Origin of the sequence: Thiocapsa bogorovii (assembly GCF_021228795.1) — a bacterium.
Classification (GTDB): domain Bacteria; phylum Pseudomonadota; class Gammaproteobacteria; order Chromatiales; family Chromatiaceae; genus Thiocapsa; species Thiocapsa bogorovii.
On sequence record NZ_CP089309.1, the window covers coordinates 3028418 to 3043600 of the forward strand.

A 15183-nucleotide genomic window follows, 5' to 3' on the forward strand; every position below is an offset into this window, starting at 1 on the left:
GCCAGGGATGTCGGATCCTGACCTGCCTACCGGTCGGTTTTGGGCTGGCCCGGGGATGATCCTCGAAACCGCCGGCCCGGGTGCGTTCGACTATACTGGCGCGAAAGGGCCCGAGCGCGTCGATATGTCCATACAACCAAAGACCATCTATAGCTTCGACGACTATCTGGTCGCCGAGCGCGAATGCCGCGACCAGCGCCACGAGTATCTCGATGGCGAGGTCTTTGCGATGACGGGCGCGAGTTGGGAGCATAACGTCATCACCGCCAACCTCGTCGGCGAGTTGCATGCCAGGCTCAAGGCGCATCCATGCCGAGTGTTGTCCAACGACTTGCGTATCTACGCTGTAGTCGCGAATGCCGTCACCTACCCGGACGCCGCAGTGATCTGCGGAGCGCCGGAGTTCTACGACCAACGGCGAGACACGGTCACCAATCCCACCCTACTGATCGAGGTCTTGTCCCGATCCACGGAAGGCTACGATCGCGGTGGCAAGTTCACCTGCTATCGAACCTTGCCGAGCCTGCGGCAGTATGTGCTCGCTGCCCAGAACCGGCAGGCCGTCGATGTCCTCACCCGCGAGACCGATCAGCGCTGGGTCTTGACCCTGTACGACACCGTCGACCAGGTCGTCGTCCTGGATGCCATCGACTGCGCGGTCCCGATGCGCGAGATCTACGCCGGGATAGAGCTCGGTCACGATGACTGATTCGCGGTCCCGGTACTCGTGCTGCAACTGATGGTAGAGCAAGGTCTCAGCTCTGGCACTCCTGGCTGACGACCGACGGTGACCGATCGAGGTCGGTGGAGAGGTTATCGCGTCTCTCGGCGAATCGGCTCCCACGCGCCGGCAGGCAAGGGCCGCGGCAACGGTGTGATCTTCATGCTCGGTGCCTCGTGTCGCGCGATCAGCACCAGGATCAGGAGCGCGGGCATCACGAATGAGAGGAGACGCAGCGGCGAACCCTCCGGAGCGCCGAACATCAAGATTCCCGGGCCGATGACCACGAGGCCGGCGACCGTCATGAGTCCGAGCGTGCGTCTCGCCAGAGCAAACCAACGCTGCCGCAACCAGGTCCGGTGAAAGTCGGCGGGCGGTGAGCCGAGTGTCGCGACGAGATGCTCCAGGGTCCGAGCGAGCTTGGCCTCGACATCCGGCGTGCGAGCCGGCTCGGCAGCGGGGATGCGCAGATGGGCGCGCCAACCCGTGTCGAAGGGACGTAAAGACCGCCACGCCCAGCCCAAGACCGCCAGCAGATCCTCCGGTGGGCGTATCGTCCGCTGCGGGGCCGGAAGGAGCCGGATCTCGGCAGGCATCCCATGCCCGACCCTGGCGTCGAGCTCGAGCCCGATCCCGTCGAGGTCTGTCGAGGCACTGAGGAAGACAAGACGACTGGTGCCATCGGCGCTTCCGTCGGCGCCCGGTTCGGTCTCGATGCGATAGCTGCAGGCCACGCGCACGCCGCCGAGTGAGGGGAAGTGACGCCTCGGATCCACCGCATCCACCTGCTCGATCAGCGCCTCCGGATCCGGCCCATCGCTGCGTAACGTCGCGACTCGCCCCGCCGCGTCGATCAGCGTCCGGATCAAACCGTAATGCCGTCGACCGTGACTCTCGAGGACGAGCGTCTCGGTCAGTCCGCCCGGGACATCGGGCGTGTCCGGATACCCCGTCGGCTTAAAGAGGATACGGCGCGCCAGTCGATCGCTCCCCGCAAGATCGACATGCCGCCCGCGCCGCGTGAAGGGCTCCGCAAGGGCCAGGATCTCATGATGCGTGAGCGGGATTTTCGGCTGCCGACGCGCATCTTCGGTGCGTCCGACCTTAGGGGGCTTGTTCCGCTTGACCGGCGGCGGCCAGAGCGGTCGCATCGGTTTCGGCGCGTACATGCTAAACCGCGTCCTGAGTGAACCTTGAGGCCGAGTCTGGAATTGCCGTCGGTTGGAAACCGGAAGATCCGGGTCGGACGCGGTTCAGAAACAAAGAAAAAAATGACTTAAACCGCGTCAACTGCGTTGCTCGTTGGCGCGCGCAAGGCCGGCGGACTGACTCGGAGCGATGCATGTTGCACCAAGACGCGGTTTAACCCTTCATGGAGGAGAAGAATTCGTCGTTGGTTTTGGTTGCCTTGAGCTTGTCGTGCAGGAATTCCATCGCGGCGAGTTCGTCCATCGGGTGCAGGATCTTACGCAGGATCCACATCTTCTGCAGTTCGGCGGGGTTCATCAGCAGCTCTTCGCGGCGCGTGCCGGAGCGATTGATGTTGATGGCGGGGAAGATGCGGCGCTCGGCGATACGGCGATCCATGTGGATCTCCATGTTGCCGGTGCCCTTGAACTCCTCGTAGATGACGTCGTCCATGCGCGAGCCGGTGTCCACGAGCGCGGTGGCCAAGATCGTCAGGCTGCCGCCTTCCTCGACGTTGCGCGCGGCACCGAAGAAGCGTTTGGGTCGCTGCAGTGCGTTGGCGTCGACACCGCCGGTCAGGACCTTACCGGAAGAGGGGACGACCGTGTTGTAGGCACGGGCAAGACGGGTGATGGAGTCGAGCAGGATGACGACATCGCGCTTGTGCTCGACGAGACGCTTGGCCTTTTCGATGACCATCTCGGCGACTTGGACGTGACGCGTGGCGGGCTCGTCGAAGGTCGATGAGATGACCTCGCCGCGGACCGAGCGGGCCATCTCGGTGACCTCTTCCGGGCGTTCGTCGATGAGCAGCACGATCAGGTAACAATCCGGGTGATTGTGGCCGATCGATTGGGCGATGTTCTGCAACATCATGGTCTTGCCGGCCTTGGGCGGGGAGACGATGAGTCCGCGCTGGCCCTTGCCGATGGGGGCCACCAGGTCGATGGTGCGCGCCGTGATGTCCTCGGTGCTCCCGTTGCCGATCTCGAGGGTAAGCCGCTTGTTGGCAAACAGCGGCGTGAAATTCTCGAAGAGGATCTTCGACTTGGCGTTCTCCGGCCGGTCGAAGTTGATGTCGTTGACCTTGAACAGCGCGAAATAGCGCTCGCCGTCCTTGGGCGGACGTATCTTCCCCGATATCGTGTCGCCGGTACGCAGAGCGAAACGCCGGATTTGGCTGGGGGACACATAGATGTCGTCTGGCCCGGCGAGATAGGAGGCGTCTGCGGATCGCAGGAACCCGAAGCCGTCGGTCAGGATCTCGAGCACCCCGTCGCCGTAGATGTCCTCGCCCCGTTTCGCCTGCGCCTTGAGGATGGCGAAGATCAGGTCCTGTTTGCGCGACCGCCCGACGCCTTCGATCTCCATGGACTGGGCGAGTGCGACCAGTTCGGGTACGGGCGCTTTCTTCAATTCGGTTAGGTTCATCACATTTTTTGTCGTCGGCGGAGGTGAGGGGGTGTTCGGCAACGCCCCGGGGCAGGGCCCGTGTTGCGGGGGAACGCGGTTGGGGGTGGTCGCTTTACGGGGACGGGGCGCCTTGGCGGCGGCCCCTCGGGAGTGTCGATCGGTGGCCATGGGTGCCGGTGTCGGTTCCGGTCCGCGGGGGCGGCCGGCAGATTGAACCGGATGCCGTTACCGGTCTTCCTTAAAGGTTACTGTCGATGAAGGCCGTCAGTTGGGACTTGGACACCGCCCCGACCTTGGTGGCTTCGACCTCGCCCTGACGGAACAGCATCAGGGTCGGGATACCGCGAATCCCGTAGCGCGGCGGTGTGTTGGGGTTCTCGTCGATGTTGAGCTTCGCGACCTTGATGCGGCCGGCGTATTCCCCTGCGATCTCGTCGAGCACGGGCGCGATCATCTTGCAGGGCCCACACCAGTCGGCCCAGTAGTCCACGAGCACGGGTTCGAGGGATTTCAAAACCTCGTCTTCGAATGAATCATCGGTCACATGGACGATGCTATCGCTCACTGAAGTGATCTCCCATAGGGTGTTTGCGGCACGGGCGGTTGTTTCTGTTTACGTTCGGCGGATGACGGCGGAGCGGGGTCGCTGGGGCGCGGCGCGAACGGGTCGTGGAGCGGGCGGGCGAATTGGCGTTGGAATGTGCCCTTGAGTAAGATGCTATTTGATCCAAAGCGAAGAGATTTTGCAAGCCTTGCCCAATTCGCGAGGCCCGTAGCTCCAGGGACTCCCCACGTCATGACCGACAAACACCTCACTCAGACCCGCTTCGACAGCTTCGCGCTCGATCAACGGATCCTTGATGGACTCGACGACGCGGGCTTCACCCGCTGTACGCCGATCCAGGAACAAACCCTGCCGCTCGCGTTGTCGGGCCGGGACGTTGCCGGTCAAGCCCAAACCGGCACCGGGAAGACTGCGGCCTTTCTGATCGTGCTCATGCAACGCCTGCTGACCAATCCCGAGCCTGCCCCGGCAAAGATCGCACGTCCGCGTGCGCTGATCCTCGCCCCGACCCGTGAGCTCGCGGTCCAGATCCATCGGGATACGGAGCTTCTCGCCAAGCATACAGGCCTGCGCATCGCGGTGGTCTACGGCGGAGCGGGTTATCAGGAGCAACGCGACCGGGTTGCCGGTGGCGTCGACATCCTCATCGGTACACCTGGGCGCCTGATCGACTATTTCAAGCAAAAGGTGTTCGATTTGCAGGCGATCGAGGCGGTCGTTCTCGACGAGGCCGACCGAATGTTCGACCTCGGCTTCATCAAGGACATCCGCTTTCTGCTCCGACGGATGCCGCCGCCCGAGGAGCGTCAGGGCCTCCTCTTCTCGGCGACGCTCTCCTATCGCGTCACCGAGCTCGCCTACGAGCACATGAATCACCCGCAGCTGGTGAAGATCGAGACCGAGACCATCACCGCCGATCGCGTGCGCCAATGCTGCTACATGACCTCCAACGAGGAGAAGATCGCCTTGCTCCTGGGCCTGGTCCGCGGCTGGGACGATGCGCGCATCATGGTCTTCGTCAACACCAAGCGCGAGGCCGATCGTGTCTGGGGTTTCCTTCAGGGCAACGGCATCAATACCGCGGTGCTCTCCGGAGACGTGCCTCAGAAGAAACGCCTGAAGCTCCTGAAGGACTTCACCGATGGCAAGCTCCCCGTGCTGGTCGGCACGGACGTGGCCGCGCGCGGGCTACACATCCCGGACGTCACCCATGTCGTGAACTACGACCTGCCAGAGGATCCGGAGGACTATGTCCACCGCATCGGGCGGACCGCGCGGGCCGGTGCCGCGGGCGATGCAATCGGCTTCGTCTGCGAGACCTATGCCTTTTGCCTGCCGGATATCGAGGCGTTCATCGGCGCGAAGATCCCGGTCGAGCCGGTCGATCCGGTACTGCTCGCCGAGGTGAATCCGCGCAGTCGGATGCGCCCGGACCGAGAGGATCGGTGCGAGGGGCGGTCGACGCGCTCGCCCCGTGGCGCCGGTGGCGGTAGCGGGCGCGGCGAGCGTCGTCCGCGCGCAGGCGGGCAACGTCGTTCGCCATCACAATCGCCGACGCAGTCGCTGTCGCGTGAGATCACACCCGAGACACCTTTAGCCGTAACCGGTCAAGCGCCCGAGGTCGCTGCGCTTACGGATCCGTCGGCGATCACCGGCGTGCCGGTAACCGATCGCCGGGAGGCGGGTGCGCAGCGCTCGGAGACCTCGACCGGTGAGCCGAAGAAGCGACGTCGGCGTCGGCGGTCCAAGAAACCGAGCGCCGACGGCACGAATCCACCGACGCCTGCTCCGGCGCCCGAGCCGGTCGATTGAGCGGCGAACCCACGCTCTGTAACCGGTCGGAGACGAGTTGAGCGCCGAATCCACTCGTTGTCGTGATCGAGAACGACGACGACAGCCGTGGCAGAGGTATTCTCTCGTCGAGTCGTTTTTCTGGTCTTTGGAACCGCTCCTCTGCGGCCCCTGCGTCGATCAGTCCGAATGCAGACTCGGAAGCAGATCGCCGAAGTGAGCGATCGCCGGGAAGTCTGCAACCTCTCGTCGAGGACCCCTCGAGTCGGGCTCGACAACGGCCATCAACCAGCGAAACCCGAAGTCTCGCGCCGCCCGCAGGACGCTTGTGCTGTCGTCGATGAAGAGGGTGCGCTCCACGTCGAATGGCTCGATCGCCTGAACCAGAGACCAAAAACCCGGCGTCTCCTTGGCGACCTTCAGGTCATGCGAGCAGATGACGCGGTTGAAGTGTCCGCCGAGACGGGTTCGGGTGAGCTTGAGTGCGAGCGCCTTCTGATGCGCATTGGTGACCAAGACGCGCCGCTTGCCGCGTTGCTCAAGTGCCTCCAAGAAGTCGAGCACATGCGGATGGATCGCGATCAGATGCTCGACCTCCTGCTTGAGCAGGGCGATATCCAGGCCCAGCACGCGGCTCCAGTGGTCGACGCAATACCACTCGAGGGTGCCCTCGACGTCGCGATAGCGGGCGAGCAGCTGGGCCTTGGCGACCTCGGGCGCGAGCCCGCGGGCTTGGGCATAGCGCTTGGGGACATGCTCGAGCCAAAAATGATTGTCGAAGTGCAGGTCGAGCAAGGTGCCGTCCATGTCCAGGAAGACGGTGTCGATACGCTGCCAATCGATCATGCTGTACCCCTTGTCGCCTCGTGTTTTCAGCGTCGCTTCGCGGCGACTTGACCCATCGGAGTCTCGTTCATGCTTCGCAAACCGAAAGTACTGGATCGGCGGATCGTCGCCCAGAGCCGCTTGTTCCGGGTAGAAGAGGTCGATCTGGAGTTTGCGAACGGCGCGCGCCGCACCTTCGAGCGCGTGCCCGGCGGCACGGATTCGGTCATGATCGTCCCCATGCTCGACCCCGAGACGGTGCTCCTGATCCGCGAATACGGTGCCGGCAGCGACCGTTACGAGCTCGGCCTGCCCAAGGGCGTCGTGGAAACCGGCGAGGACCCCTTGGTCGCCGCGGATCGCGAGATCCAAGAGGAGATCGGGTACGGCGCGCGTGATCTGCAAATCATCAAACGCGTCTCGCTTGTGCCCGGCTATATCGAGCATCATAGCCTCATCGTGCTGGCGCGCGATCTCTATCCCAATCGTCTCCCCGGCGACGAGCCGGAGCCGATCGAAGTGATCCCCTGGCGGCTCGACGCGATCGACGCGCTGCTGGCTCGGGATGATTTCGACGAGGCCCGGTCGGTGGCGGCCCTGTTTATCGCCTTGCGTGTCTTGGATCGCGAGCCTTGACCGAGCCCGATCCTAACCCGGTCATCCGGATGTGCCCCGGACGGCGTTGACGACTCATCCGCGCCAGCTCCGACAACTGTCGGTGCCGGCGCAGGTCAAGGTACTCATAAATCATAAATATTCAAATTTAAACCGCATCCCCAAGAAGTTCGGGAAAATCCTCGAGCCCGACACAAGATGAAAGTGGCGAATTTCACTCTGGACGCGGTTTAAGCCCCCAACGGAGGTTACGCATGTTTCGTTTTTCCGCCGTCTCGGCGATCGTCTTGACACTGGGTCTGCTTACGGGCGCCCCGACGGGCATTGACGGCGCGAAGGCCCAAGACATGCCGCCGCCGGATGATTCGGCCTACAGCTTCGACGACTTTCCGCGCGAGGATCTGCTTGAGCATCCGGATTGGTTTAAGAGGGGTTTCCTCGATCTTCCGAGCGACCTCGAAGAGGCGATTGCCGCGGGCAAACAGGGGTTGATCGTCTATTTCGGTCAGAAACACTGTGCCTACTGCCACAAGCTTTTGAACGACAACTTCGGTCTTTCCGACATCCTCGAGTACACCCAACGGCATTTCGATCTGGTTCCGATCGACGTTTGGGGCGTGGAGGATGTGACGACGATCGACGGCGAGGTGATGACCGAGCGCGAGCTCTCGGTTCGCGAGGACACCAATTTCACACCCTCTCTGCTCTTCTACGATGCCGAGGGTAAGCTCGCCCTGCGCTTGCGCGGCTACTATCCGCCCTATCAGTTCCGAGCCGCGCTCGAATATGTCGCCGACGGGCACTACACCCGCGAGACCTTTCGTGACTATCTCGCCCGTGGCGAGAACCGGATGGTGTTCGAGCCGGAGGACCTGAACGACCAACCCTTCTTCGCGAAGCCCCCGTACAACCTGGATCGACGCTTCCCGAGCGAGCGCCCGCTCGCCGTCTTCTTCGAGCAGGGCGACTGTCATGCCTGCGACGTGCTGCACGGCCAAGCCCTGAAGGAGCCGGCGATCACACGGTATTTCGGCAACTTCGACAGCGTCCAGCTCGACATGTGGTCCGATACGCCCGTCGTCACGCCGTCGGGCGAGCGCACCACGGCGCGCGACTGGGCGGCCGAGCTCGGGCTCTTTTATGCACCCTCGATCCTTTTCTTCGACGAGCACGGCAAGGAGTTGCTGCGGGTTGATTCGGTCGTGCGTTTCTATCGGCTGCGCAACGTTCTGAACTACATCAGCAGCAAGGCGTATCTCACCGAGAGCTTCGGGGAGTGGCGCCTGTCCGAGGCGCTTTGAACCGCGGTTGAGCCGCGTCCGGCGTGACATGGACCGCGCGGGGTGTGCCTCGGTCTCGTGGATACAGACAGGTGTCCGAGACGACGCAGTTTAAGATATTAAGGATTTTAATGAGTTAAGCTGCGTCAGGGATAAGGCCGCTGGCATACTCGACGGTGCGGACCTGACCAGCACATCGACATGCCGCGCGGACGCAGCTCAATACGAGGTCGCGGCCGAGAGCCGTTATCTGGTATTTTTGCGCAGTGCAGCATTCGGGGCGTTCGTCGTGCCGAAGCATCCAAGTCGTTCGATCGGGTCGCTCGACCCCGTCCAGCCTGTTTCGCGCAAGAGGAAGATCCATGCAAAGCGTCTACATCGCCGGTGCCGGTTCCGGCAGCGGTAAGTCCGTCGTTGTTCTGGGCTTCATGGAGATGCTCTACGCCGTCAATCGGAAGGTGGGGTTCTTTCGCCCGATCGTCTCCAAGGGTGTCGAGCGAGACAACCTGACCACCCTCATCCGCAGTCGATACGACCTGCCCTTCTCCCCGGAGATGCTCTACGGCTGTACGGCTGAGACCGCCAGCCATCTGGTTGCGGCCGGTCAGTATGACGAGCTGCTGAAGATGATCCTGAACAAGTTCAAGATGCTCGAAGAGCGTTGCGATCTCGTCGTCTGCGCCGGGACCGACTTCGACGGTCTGGTTCCGTCCCTCGAGTTCGACTTCAACGCCGACCTGGCCAACAACCTCGGCTGCAACGTCGTGGTCGTGGTGAAGGGCTTCGGGCGCAGCCCCGAGGAGGCGCTCGAGGCGCTCTACATGGCCCACGAGTCGATGCGCAATCGCGGCGGAGACTTCCTCGCGAGCGTCATCAACGGGGTTGATCCGGAGCATGTGGAAACGGTCAAGGCCCGAGCCCGCAAGCTGTTGCCGGAGCGCGAGAACGTCTATGTGCTGCCGCGCCATGCGGCACTCGGGATGCCTACGGTGGGCGAGATCCGTCAGGCCCTGGACTGCGAGTGTCTCTGCGGCGACGGCGATGCCATGAATCAGGTCGTCTCCAACTACAAGATCGCGGCGATGGAGGTCCCGGATTTCCTCAGCTATATCGAGGACGGCTGTCTCATCATCACCGCCGGCGATCGATCCGACATCATCCTCGCGAGTCTTGCGGCCGACGTCTCCTCGTCCTTCCCGCGCGTGGCCGGACTGCTCCTGACGGGCGGGCTGCAGCCGGCCGAGAATGTCCAGCGTCTGCTCGAGGGGCTGCGCCGGACCAAGGTCTCGATCCTGCGCGTGTCGACCGACACCTTCACCACCGCCATGCGGGTCAACGGGATCGAGGCGACCATCCTCCCGGGCGACGAGCGCAAGATCGCGGCAGGCCTCGGCCTGTTCGAAGGCCATGTCGACATCGAAGAGCTGCGGGGCCGGATCGCGGTGCGACATTCGGACCGCACCACGCCGCTCATGTTCGAGTACGAGCTCGTGCGTCGCGCGAAGACGCGGCGTCAGCGCATCGTGCTGCCGGAAGGCACCGACGAGCGGATCCTGCGGGCAGCGGAGATCCTCACCCTGCGCCAGGTGGTGGATCTCACCCTGCTCGGCGACCCGGAGAAGATCCGCCGCCGGATCGGCGAGCTCGGACTCAAGCTGGACGAGATCCCGATCATCGATCCCATCACCGCGACGGATCGCGAGCGCTACGCGCAAATCTATTTCGAGCTGCGCAAGCACAAGTGCATCTCCGAGCAGATGGCACGCGACGCCTTGGAGGATGTGAGCTATTTCGGCACCATGATGGTCTATGCAGGCGACGCCGACGGGATGGTCTCGGGTGCCGTGCATACCACCCAGCACACGATCCGACCGGCGTTCGAGATCATCAAGACCAAGCCGGGGGTGAAGCTTGTTTCCAGCGTGTTTTTCATGTGTCTCGCCGACCGGGTCCTGGTCTACGGCGACTGCGCCGTCAACCCGAACCCGACCTCGGAAGACCTCGCCGACATTGCCATCACCTCGGCCGCGACGGCATCCGCGTTCGGGATCGAGCCGCGTGTGGCCATGCTGTCCTACTCCAGCGGCAGCTCGGGCAAGGGCGCAGACGTGGAGCGGGTGCGCGAGGCGGTGCGGATCGCGCGCGAGCGTCGACCGGATCTCAAGCTGGAAGGTCCGATCCAATACGATGCGGCGGTCGACATCGGCGTCGCGCGCTCGAAGATGCCCGAGAGCGAGGTCGCCGGTCGCGCCACCGTCTTCGTCTTCCCGGACCTCAACACCGGCAACAACACCTACAAGGCGGTGCAGCGCAGCGCCAACGCCGTGGCGATCGGCCCGGTGCTCCAGGGCTTGAATAAGCCGGTCAACGATCTGAGCCGAGGTTGCACCGTGACCGACATCGTCAACACGGTCACGATCACCGCCATCCAGGCGCAGAACGATCACGCACTCGCCTCGGCGCAAGCCGACGCCGATATCGCCCATGTCACTCGGGACTGATCAGGAGACTCAGGTGAAGGTACTCGTCCTCAATTCAGGCAGCTCTTCGATCAAATATCAGCTCTTCCGCAGTGAGGATTGGGTGGCGCTCGCCTCGGGTGCGGTCTCGCGCATCGGCGAGCCGGAGGGCGAGATCAAGGAGGAGTGGTTGGATGCGTCCGGGATCCGGCAATCGGGGCGTGCCCGAGTGCCGATTCCGACCCACCAAGACGGCATCGATCGCATCGTCAAGGCACTGCACGAAACCAGGGTTCTGGGGGATGTCTCCGAGCTCGCCGTGATCGGTCATCGCGTCGTCCACGGCGGCGAGCATTTCAAGCGCCCGACCATCGTCGACGATGCCGTCGCCGAGGCGATCCAAGGCGTGGTGCCCTTGGCGCCGCTGCACAATCCGGCCCATCTCGCCGGTATCGAGGTCGCCCGGCGACTCTTCCCGACGGTGCCTTCGGTGGCGGTCTTCGATACCGCATTTCATCAGACGATGCCGCGAACCGCCTATCGCTACGCGCTTCCCGAGTGGCTCTATCGGGAGCACAGGATCCGTCGCTACGGCTTCCATGGAACCTCGCACTACTATGTCGCCAAGCGCGCCGCAGCCGTGCTGGGTCGTCCTCTGGAGACCTGCAACCTGATCACGCTGCATCTGGGCAACGGGTGCAGCGCGACCGCGATCCGCGACGGCAAGAGCGTGGACACCTCCATGGGGCTCACGCCGCTGGAAGGTTTGGTGATGGGCACACGTTGCGGTGACATCGATCCGGCGATCCACTTCTATGTCGCCAAGCAGATCGGCCTGGATACCGACGCGATCGAAGACCTCCTGAATCGGCAAAGCGGACTGTTGGGGATCTGCGGCGTGAACGACATGCGCGAGATCGACCGTCTGGCCGAGGAAGGCAACGACGCGGCGGAGCTTGCCATCGGTATCACGGCCCATCGCATCAAAAAGTACATCGGCGCCTATTACGCCGAGCTCGGCCGTGTCGACGCCGTCGTCTTCACCGGCGGCATCGGCGAGAATGCCGCCGAGATCCGCTGTCGCGCCTGCGAGGGCCTGGAGAACCTCGGAATCAAGATGGACGACACCCTCAACTATGCGCTCGAAGAGCACGGCGAGCGCTGCATCAGTACGCCCGAGAGTAGCGTCCAGGTGCTGGTGATTCCCACCAACGAAGAGCTGGAGATCGCTCAGCAGGCGCTTGCTGCCGCCTCTGAAGCGCCGAGCGCCGGATGAGCCGCTAGAGGCTTGCCGTCTCGGGTCGGTCGTCGGCCTACAGCACCGTGGTCAAGCTCGGAGTGCGGGAGTGGCGCCGTCATCCCGAAAGGATGGTGGGTAACCCCAAGGCCTCTCTTGACGCCGGAACCGCTGATCTCCGCAGATTTCAGGACCATCGGCCGGCGGCTGGCGACCTGCGCGCCTTTCCCGGATAATCGTGCGGGCGCTAAACCCCGCGCTGATACCCGATAACAACGACCGCCTTAGGAGATGACGATGCCCGATTCCAATTCCTCGTTGGTGCGTCCGCTTGTCTGGGTGCTGCTGGCGGCGCTGATCGGCGTCTATCTGCTCTACGATTGGTATTCGGGTCATCTTTCGGAACAGCTTGTCGAAAAGGACGCGCAGATCGCGGAAGCGGCCGAGCAGATCAAGGAGCGGGACGTCCGCATCGGCGACATCGGCAAACAAGTGACGCAGCTCGAGGAACGGATCACGGCGCTGACCGAGCAGCACACCGGGGAAAAGCAGCAGCTGGCCGACCTGCATTCGCAAGAGAAGCAGGGCCTGACGGATCGAATCGCGGCCCTCGAGCAGAGTAATGCGAAGCTCGAAGAGGACATCGAGGTGCTGCGACGCACCGACGCGCGCACGCTTGCCGAAGAGCAGGACAAGACCGCCGCGGCGATCGAAGAGCGTGATCGCGGCATCGCCGCCTTCAAGGCCCTGCAAGGCCAGTACGAGATGGCCGTCGCAAAGGCCGAGGACCTTCAAACCGAATTGTCCGGGCTCCAGCAGGTGATCGCCGATTCTGCGATGGAACACCGCGCGCAGATCGAGGAGCTTGAGCGCCACCTCAATGAACGGGTGAAGCTGGCAAAGTCCACCCCGAAGGACAGCGAGTTGGTGCGTGCTGCCCAGAAGGCCGGCTTGCTCCCTGAGGCCGTCGCCTTGGATGATGAGACGGCCGCGTTCTGTACGGATCTGGCCGAGACATCGGCATCGGCCCAGACGGCACTCGAGGCCTTGCAGACCGAGTTTGCGAGCGTTCGCGATGCGCAAGCCGAACGGATTGCCACGTTGGAAAGCGAGTTGGCCGAAGCCCGCGCGACGCTCGCGCAGTCCGGCGAGCAGAGCGAGTCGACGGAAGCGCCGAGCGCGCTTCAAGAGCGGCTTGCGCAGACGGAAGCCGAGCTCGAGACGGCAAGAGCCGAGGCCGCCGCTGCGCTGGAAGAGGCCAAAGCGACCGCCGCCTCCAAGTTGGCCGACGCGCAGGCGCGTATCGAGACCCTTTCCGAGGAATTGGCTCAGTCGGTTGCGCCGGATGCACTGTCTGCTCTGAAGGCGCGGAGCGAAGCCGCCGAGGCAGCGCTGGCGCAGGCGAAGGCGGATCTGGCAGGCCGGATCGAGGATGGGGAGGCTAAGATCGCCGCGCTCGCCGCGCAGCTGCAGGGCGAGCAAGCCGAGACGGCGAAGGTTGCCGAGGAGAAGGACGCGTTGGCCGTCGAGCTCAATGCGGCGCTCGACACCGCACGGTCCGAGCTGGCCGACCTTCAGGCCGAGTTGACGGCGGCACGTGAGTCCGCGACGCAAGCCGGCACCAAGGCGCTGGACGACGCCGAGACCCGGATCGCGGCGCTCGAGGCGTCGCTCGCCGAGGAACGCCGAAAAGCCGATGCGGTGCGCACATCCGTCCAGCAGGAGGCCGGCCGGAAGTTGGCCGAGGTGCGTGACCTTTACAAGCGGTTCTCGGAGCTTAACGCTGCCTACACAGATCGCGGCGTGCTGCTCAAACTCGCCGACACGGAGCTGCTGTTTCAACCCGCGATGGCAACCCTGACCGGCGAGGACCTGCCGACCCTGGATCGCATCGCAGCACTGCTCGAGACCTATCCCGACCTCAGTGTTCGCATCGAGGGACATACCGACAGCCTCGGCGACGCGGCGGCCAATCTCGCGTTGTCGCAAGAACGCGCCGAGGCGGTCGAGCAGGCGCTGATCGAACGGGGCGTCGCGCCTGAGCGCTTGACGGCTCAGGGCATCGGGCCGCAACGCCCGATTGCCGACAACGCGACGCCTGCGGGGCGTGCTCAGAATCGCCGCGTGGAGATCTATGTCAGCGAGGACTGATTCGCACGATTCCAGAGCGAGGCGCCGGCGTGCCCCCGCCGGCTAACCGCACCTCGTCGGGGCGATCGGTCGCTCCGTTCGACGCGGAAGATCCGGTGATCACGGGAGTGCCCGGAACGGCCGCGTGCGCCGGCTGGCAGGCCCGCCTGCAACTCGAGATCGCCTTGCGGCACGGGTACAGTCGAGTCGTCGCCAAGCATCAGCTCGGTCCCTTGGCGATCCAGCGCCCCTTCTATCCCGAGGGTTCGCCCTGCCATCTCTATCTCCTTCATCCGCCCGGCGGGGTCGTCGGCGGCGATGATCTCGAGGTCGACATCCGCGTCGGGAGCGGGGCACATGCCTTGGTCACGTCGCCTGGAGCCACCAAGTTCTATCGAAGCGCCGGGCCCCGAGGTCGGCAGAGACAGCGTTTCGCGATCGCGGGGGACGGTATTCTCGAATGGTTTCCGCACGAGAACATTTTCTTCCCGGGCGCCTTCTGCGCCTTGGACACGCGCATCGAGCTCGCCGAGGACGCCTGCTTCGTCGGATGGGAGATTCAATGTCTCGGCCGGCCGGCGATCGCCGAACGTTTCCGCGAAGGGCGCGCCGACCTCGCGCTGACCCTGCTGCGCAATGCGAAGCCGCTCATGACCGAGCGCCTGCGGGTGGCCGGCAACGCGAGCCTGGACGGCCCGGCCGGCTTGCGCGGTTTCCCGGTCAGCGCGACGTTCCTGGCAACCGGCGCCGACCGAGATGTCTTGGAGATCGCGCGCGGCCGTCTCGCCGACGCTGCGGGCTATCCGGTCGGGGCGACACTCATCGACGACCTCTTGCTGATCCGCGCGCTCGCCCGCGAGGTCGAGCCGGTGAGCCGTCTCTTCGTCGCGTTGTGGTCCGATCTGCGCCCGAGCCTGCTCGGCCTCGGTGCCTGCGCGCCACGGATCTGGGCGACCTGA

Annotated in this window: 12 protein-coding genes; 8 read left to right on the forward strand and 4 right to left on the reverse strand. The window is 64.0% G+C overall.

What is annotated here, in order from left to right; genetic code table 11:
- The first annotated feature begins 124 nt into the window (after nucleotides 1-124).
- Nucleotides 125-709 (forward strand): Uma2 family endonuclease, encoded by a 585-nt coding sequence (locus tag LT988_RS13705; RefSeq protein WP_232406129.1) that lies wholly within the window; start codon nucleotides 125-127, stop codon nucleotides 707-709.
- A 104-nt stretch (nucleotides 710-813) separates the two neighbouring features.
- On the opposite strand, the gene LT988_RS13710 is transcribed toward LT988_RS13705, so the two are convergent.
- From LT988_RS13710 to trxA, 3 genes are all read right to left on the reverse strand, one after another.
- Complete coding sequence (locus LT988_RS13710) at nucleotides 814-1890, reverse strand: hypothetical protein (protein ID WP_232406130.1); 1077 nt, start codon at nucleotides 1888-1890, stop codon at nucleotides 814-816.
- Between the two features lie 193 nt (nucleotides 1891-2083).
- The gene (rho, locus tag LT988_RS13715) at nucleotides 2084-3340 is read right to left on the reverse strand and encodes a transcription termination factor Rho (RefSeq protein WP_232406131.1); all 1257 of its coding nucleotides are present in this window, start codon (nucleotides 3338-3340) and stop codon (nucleotides 2084-2086) included.
- A 220-nt stretch (nucleotides 3341-3560) separates the two neighbouring features.
- Complete coding sequence (gene trxA / locus LT988_RS13720; RefSeq protein WP_007192251.1) at nucleotides 3561-3887, reverse strand: thioredoxin TrxA; 327 nt, start codon at nucleotides 3885-3887, stop codon at nucleotides 3561-3563.
- A 231-nt stretch (nucleotides 3888-4118) separates the two neighbouring features.
- Between trxA and LT988_RS13725 the strand changes: the two genes are divergently transcribed.
- Nucleotides 4119-5699 carry a DEAD/DEAH box helicase gene (locus LT988_RS13725; protein ID WP_232406132.1) on the forward strand — a complete coding sequence of 527 codons (1581 nt, stop codon included), beginning with the start codon at nucleotides 4119-4121 and terminating at the stop codon, nucleotides 5697-5699.
- 159 nt (nucleotides 5700-5858) lie between these two features.
- Here LT988_RS13725 and yrfG read toward each other — a convergent pair whose 3' ends face one another.
- Nucleotides 5859-6524: a GMP/IMP nucleotidase gene (gene yrfG, locus LT988_RS13730; protein ID WP_232406133.1), complete on the reverse strand. Its 666-nt coding sequence runs from the start codon at nucleotides 6522-6524 to the stop codon at nucleotides 5859-5861.
- A 69-nt stretch (nucleotides 6525-6593) separates the two neighbouring features.
- Between yrfG and nudE the strand changes: the two genes are divergently transcribed.
- The 6 genes from nudE to LT988_RS13760 all read left to right on the forward strand — a co-directional run bounded on the left by nudE (nucleotide 6594) and on the right by LT988_RS13760 (nucleotide 15183).
- A complete protein-coding gene (gene nudE / locus LT988_RS13735) occupies nucleotides 6594-7139 on the forward strand; it encodes an ADP compounds hydrolase NudE (protein ID WP_232406134.1) in 546 nt (181 codons plus the stop codon).
- Between the two features lie 233 nt (nucleotides 7140-7372).
- Nucleotides 7373-8419, forward strand: coding sequence for a thioredoxin family protein (locus LT988_RS13740; RefSeq protein ID WP_232406135.1), 1047 nt, complete (start codon nucleotides 7373-7375; stop codon nucleotides 8417-8419).
- A 341-nt stretch (nucleotides 8420-8760) separates the two neighbouring features.
- Nucleotides 8761-10899 (forward strand): phosphate acetyltransferase, encoded by a 2139-nt coding sequence (pta, locus tag LT988_RS13745; protein ID WP_232406136.1) that lies wholly within the window; start codon nucleotides 8761-8763, stop codon nucleotides 10897-10899.
- A gap of 13 nt (nucleotides 10900-10912) precedes the next feature.
- Nucleotides 10913-12133: an acetate/propionate family kinase gene (locus LT988_RS13750; RefSeq protein ID WP_232406137.1), complete on the forward strand. Its 1221-nt coding sequence runs from the start codon at nucleotides 10913-10915 to the stop codon at nucleotides 12131-12133.
- Between the two features lie 258 nt (nucleotides 12134-12391).
- Entirely contained in the window at nucleotides 12392-14245 is a 1854-nt protein-coding gene (locus LT988_RS13755; RefSeq protein WP_232406138.1) for an OmpA family protein, read from the forward strand.
- 95 nt (nucleotides 14246-14340) lie between these two features.
- On the forward strand, nucleotides 14341-15183 hold the full coding sequence (locus tag LT988_RS13760; protein WP_232406139.1) for an urease accessory protein UreD: 843 nt from the start codon (nucleotides 14341-14343) through the stop codon (nucleotides 15181-15183).

Excerpts from the sequence above, each read along its gene's own strand:
- LT988_RS13740 (WP_232406135.1), top strand. The coding sequence starts at position 7,373 with ATGTTTCGTTTTTCCGCCGTCTCGGCGATCGTCTTGACACTGGGTCTG.
- LT988_RS13705 (WP_232406129.1), top strand. The coding sequence starts at position 125 with ATGTCCATACAACCAAAGACCATCTATAGCTTCGACGACTATCTGGTC.
- LT988_RS13755 (WP_232406138.1), top strand. The coding sequence starts at position 12,392 with ATGCCCGATTCCAATTCCTCGTTGGTGCGTCCGCTTGTCTGGGTGCTG.
- LT988_RS13725 (WP_232406132.1), top strand. The coding sequence starts at position 4,119 with ATGACCGACAAACACCTCACTCAGACCCGCTTCGACAGCTTCGCGCTC.
- yrfG (WP_232406133.1), bottom strand. The coding sequence starts at position 6,524 with ATGATCGATTGGCAGCGTATCGACACCGTCTTCCTGGACATGGACGGC.
- pta (WP_232406136.1), top strand. The coding sequence starts at position 8,761 with ATGCAAAGCGTCTACATCGCCGGTGCCGGTTCCGGCAGCGGTAAGTCC.
- rho (WP_232406131.1), bottom strand. The coding sequence starts at position 3,340 with ATGAACCTAACCGAATTGAAGAAAGCGCCCGTACCCGAACTGGTCGCA.
- LT988_RS13710 (WP_232406130.1), bottom strand. The coding sequence starts at position 1,890 with ATGTACGCGCCGAAACCGATGCGACCGCTCTGGCCGCCGCCGGTCAAG.
- nudE (WP_232406134.1), top strand. The coding sequence starts at position 6,594 with ATGCTTCGCAAACCGAAAGTACTGGATCGGCGGATCGTCGCCCAGAGC.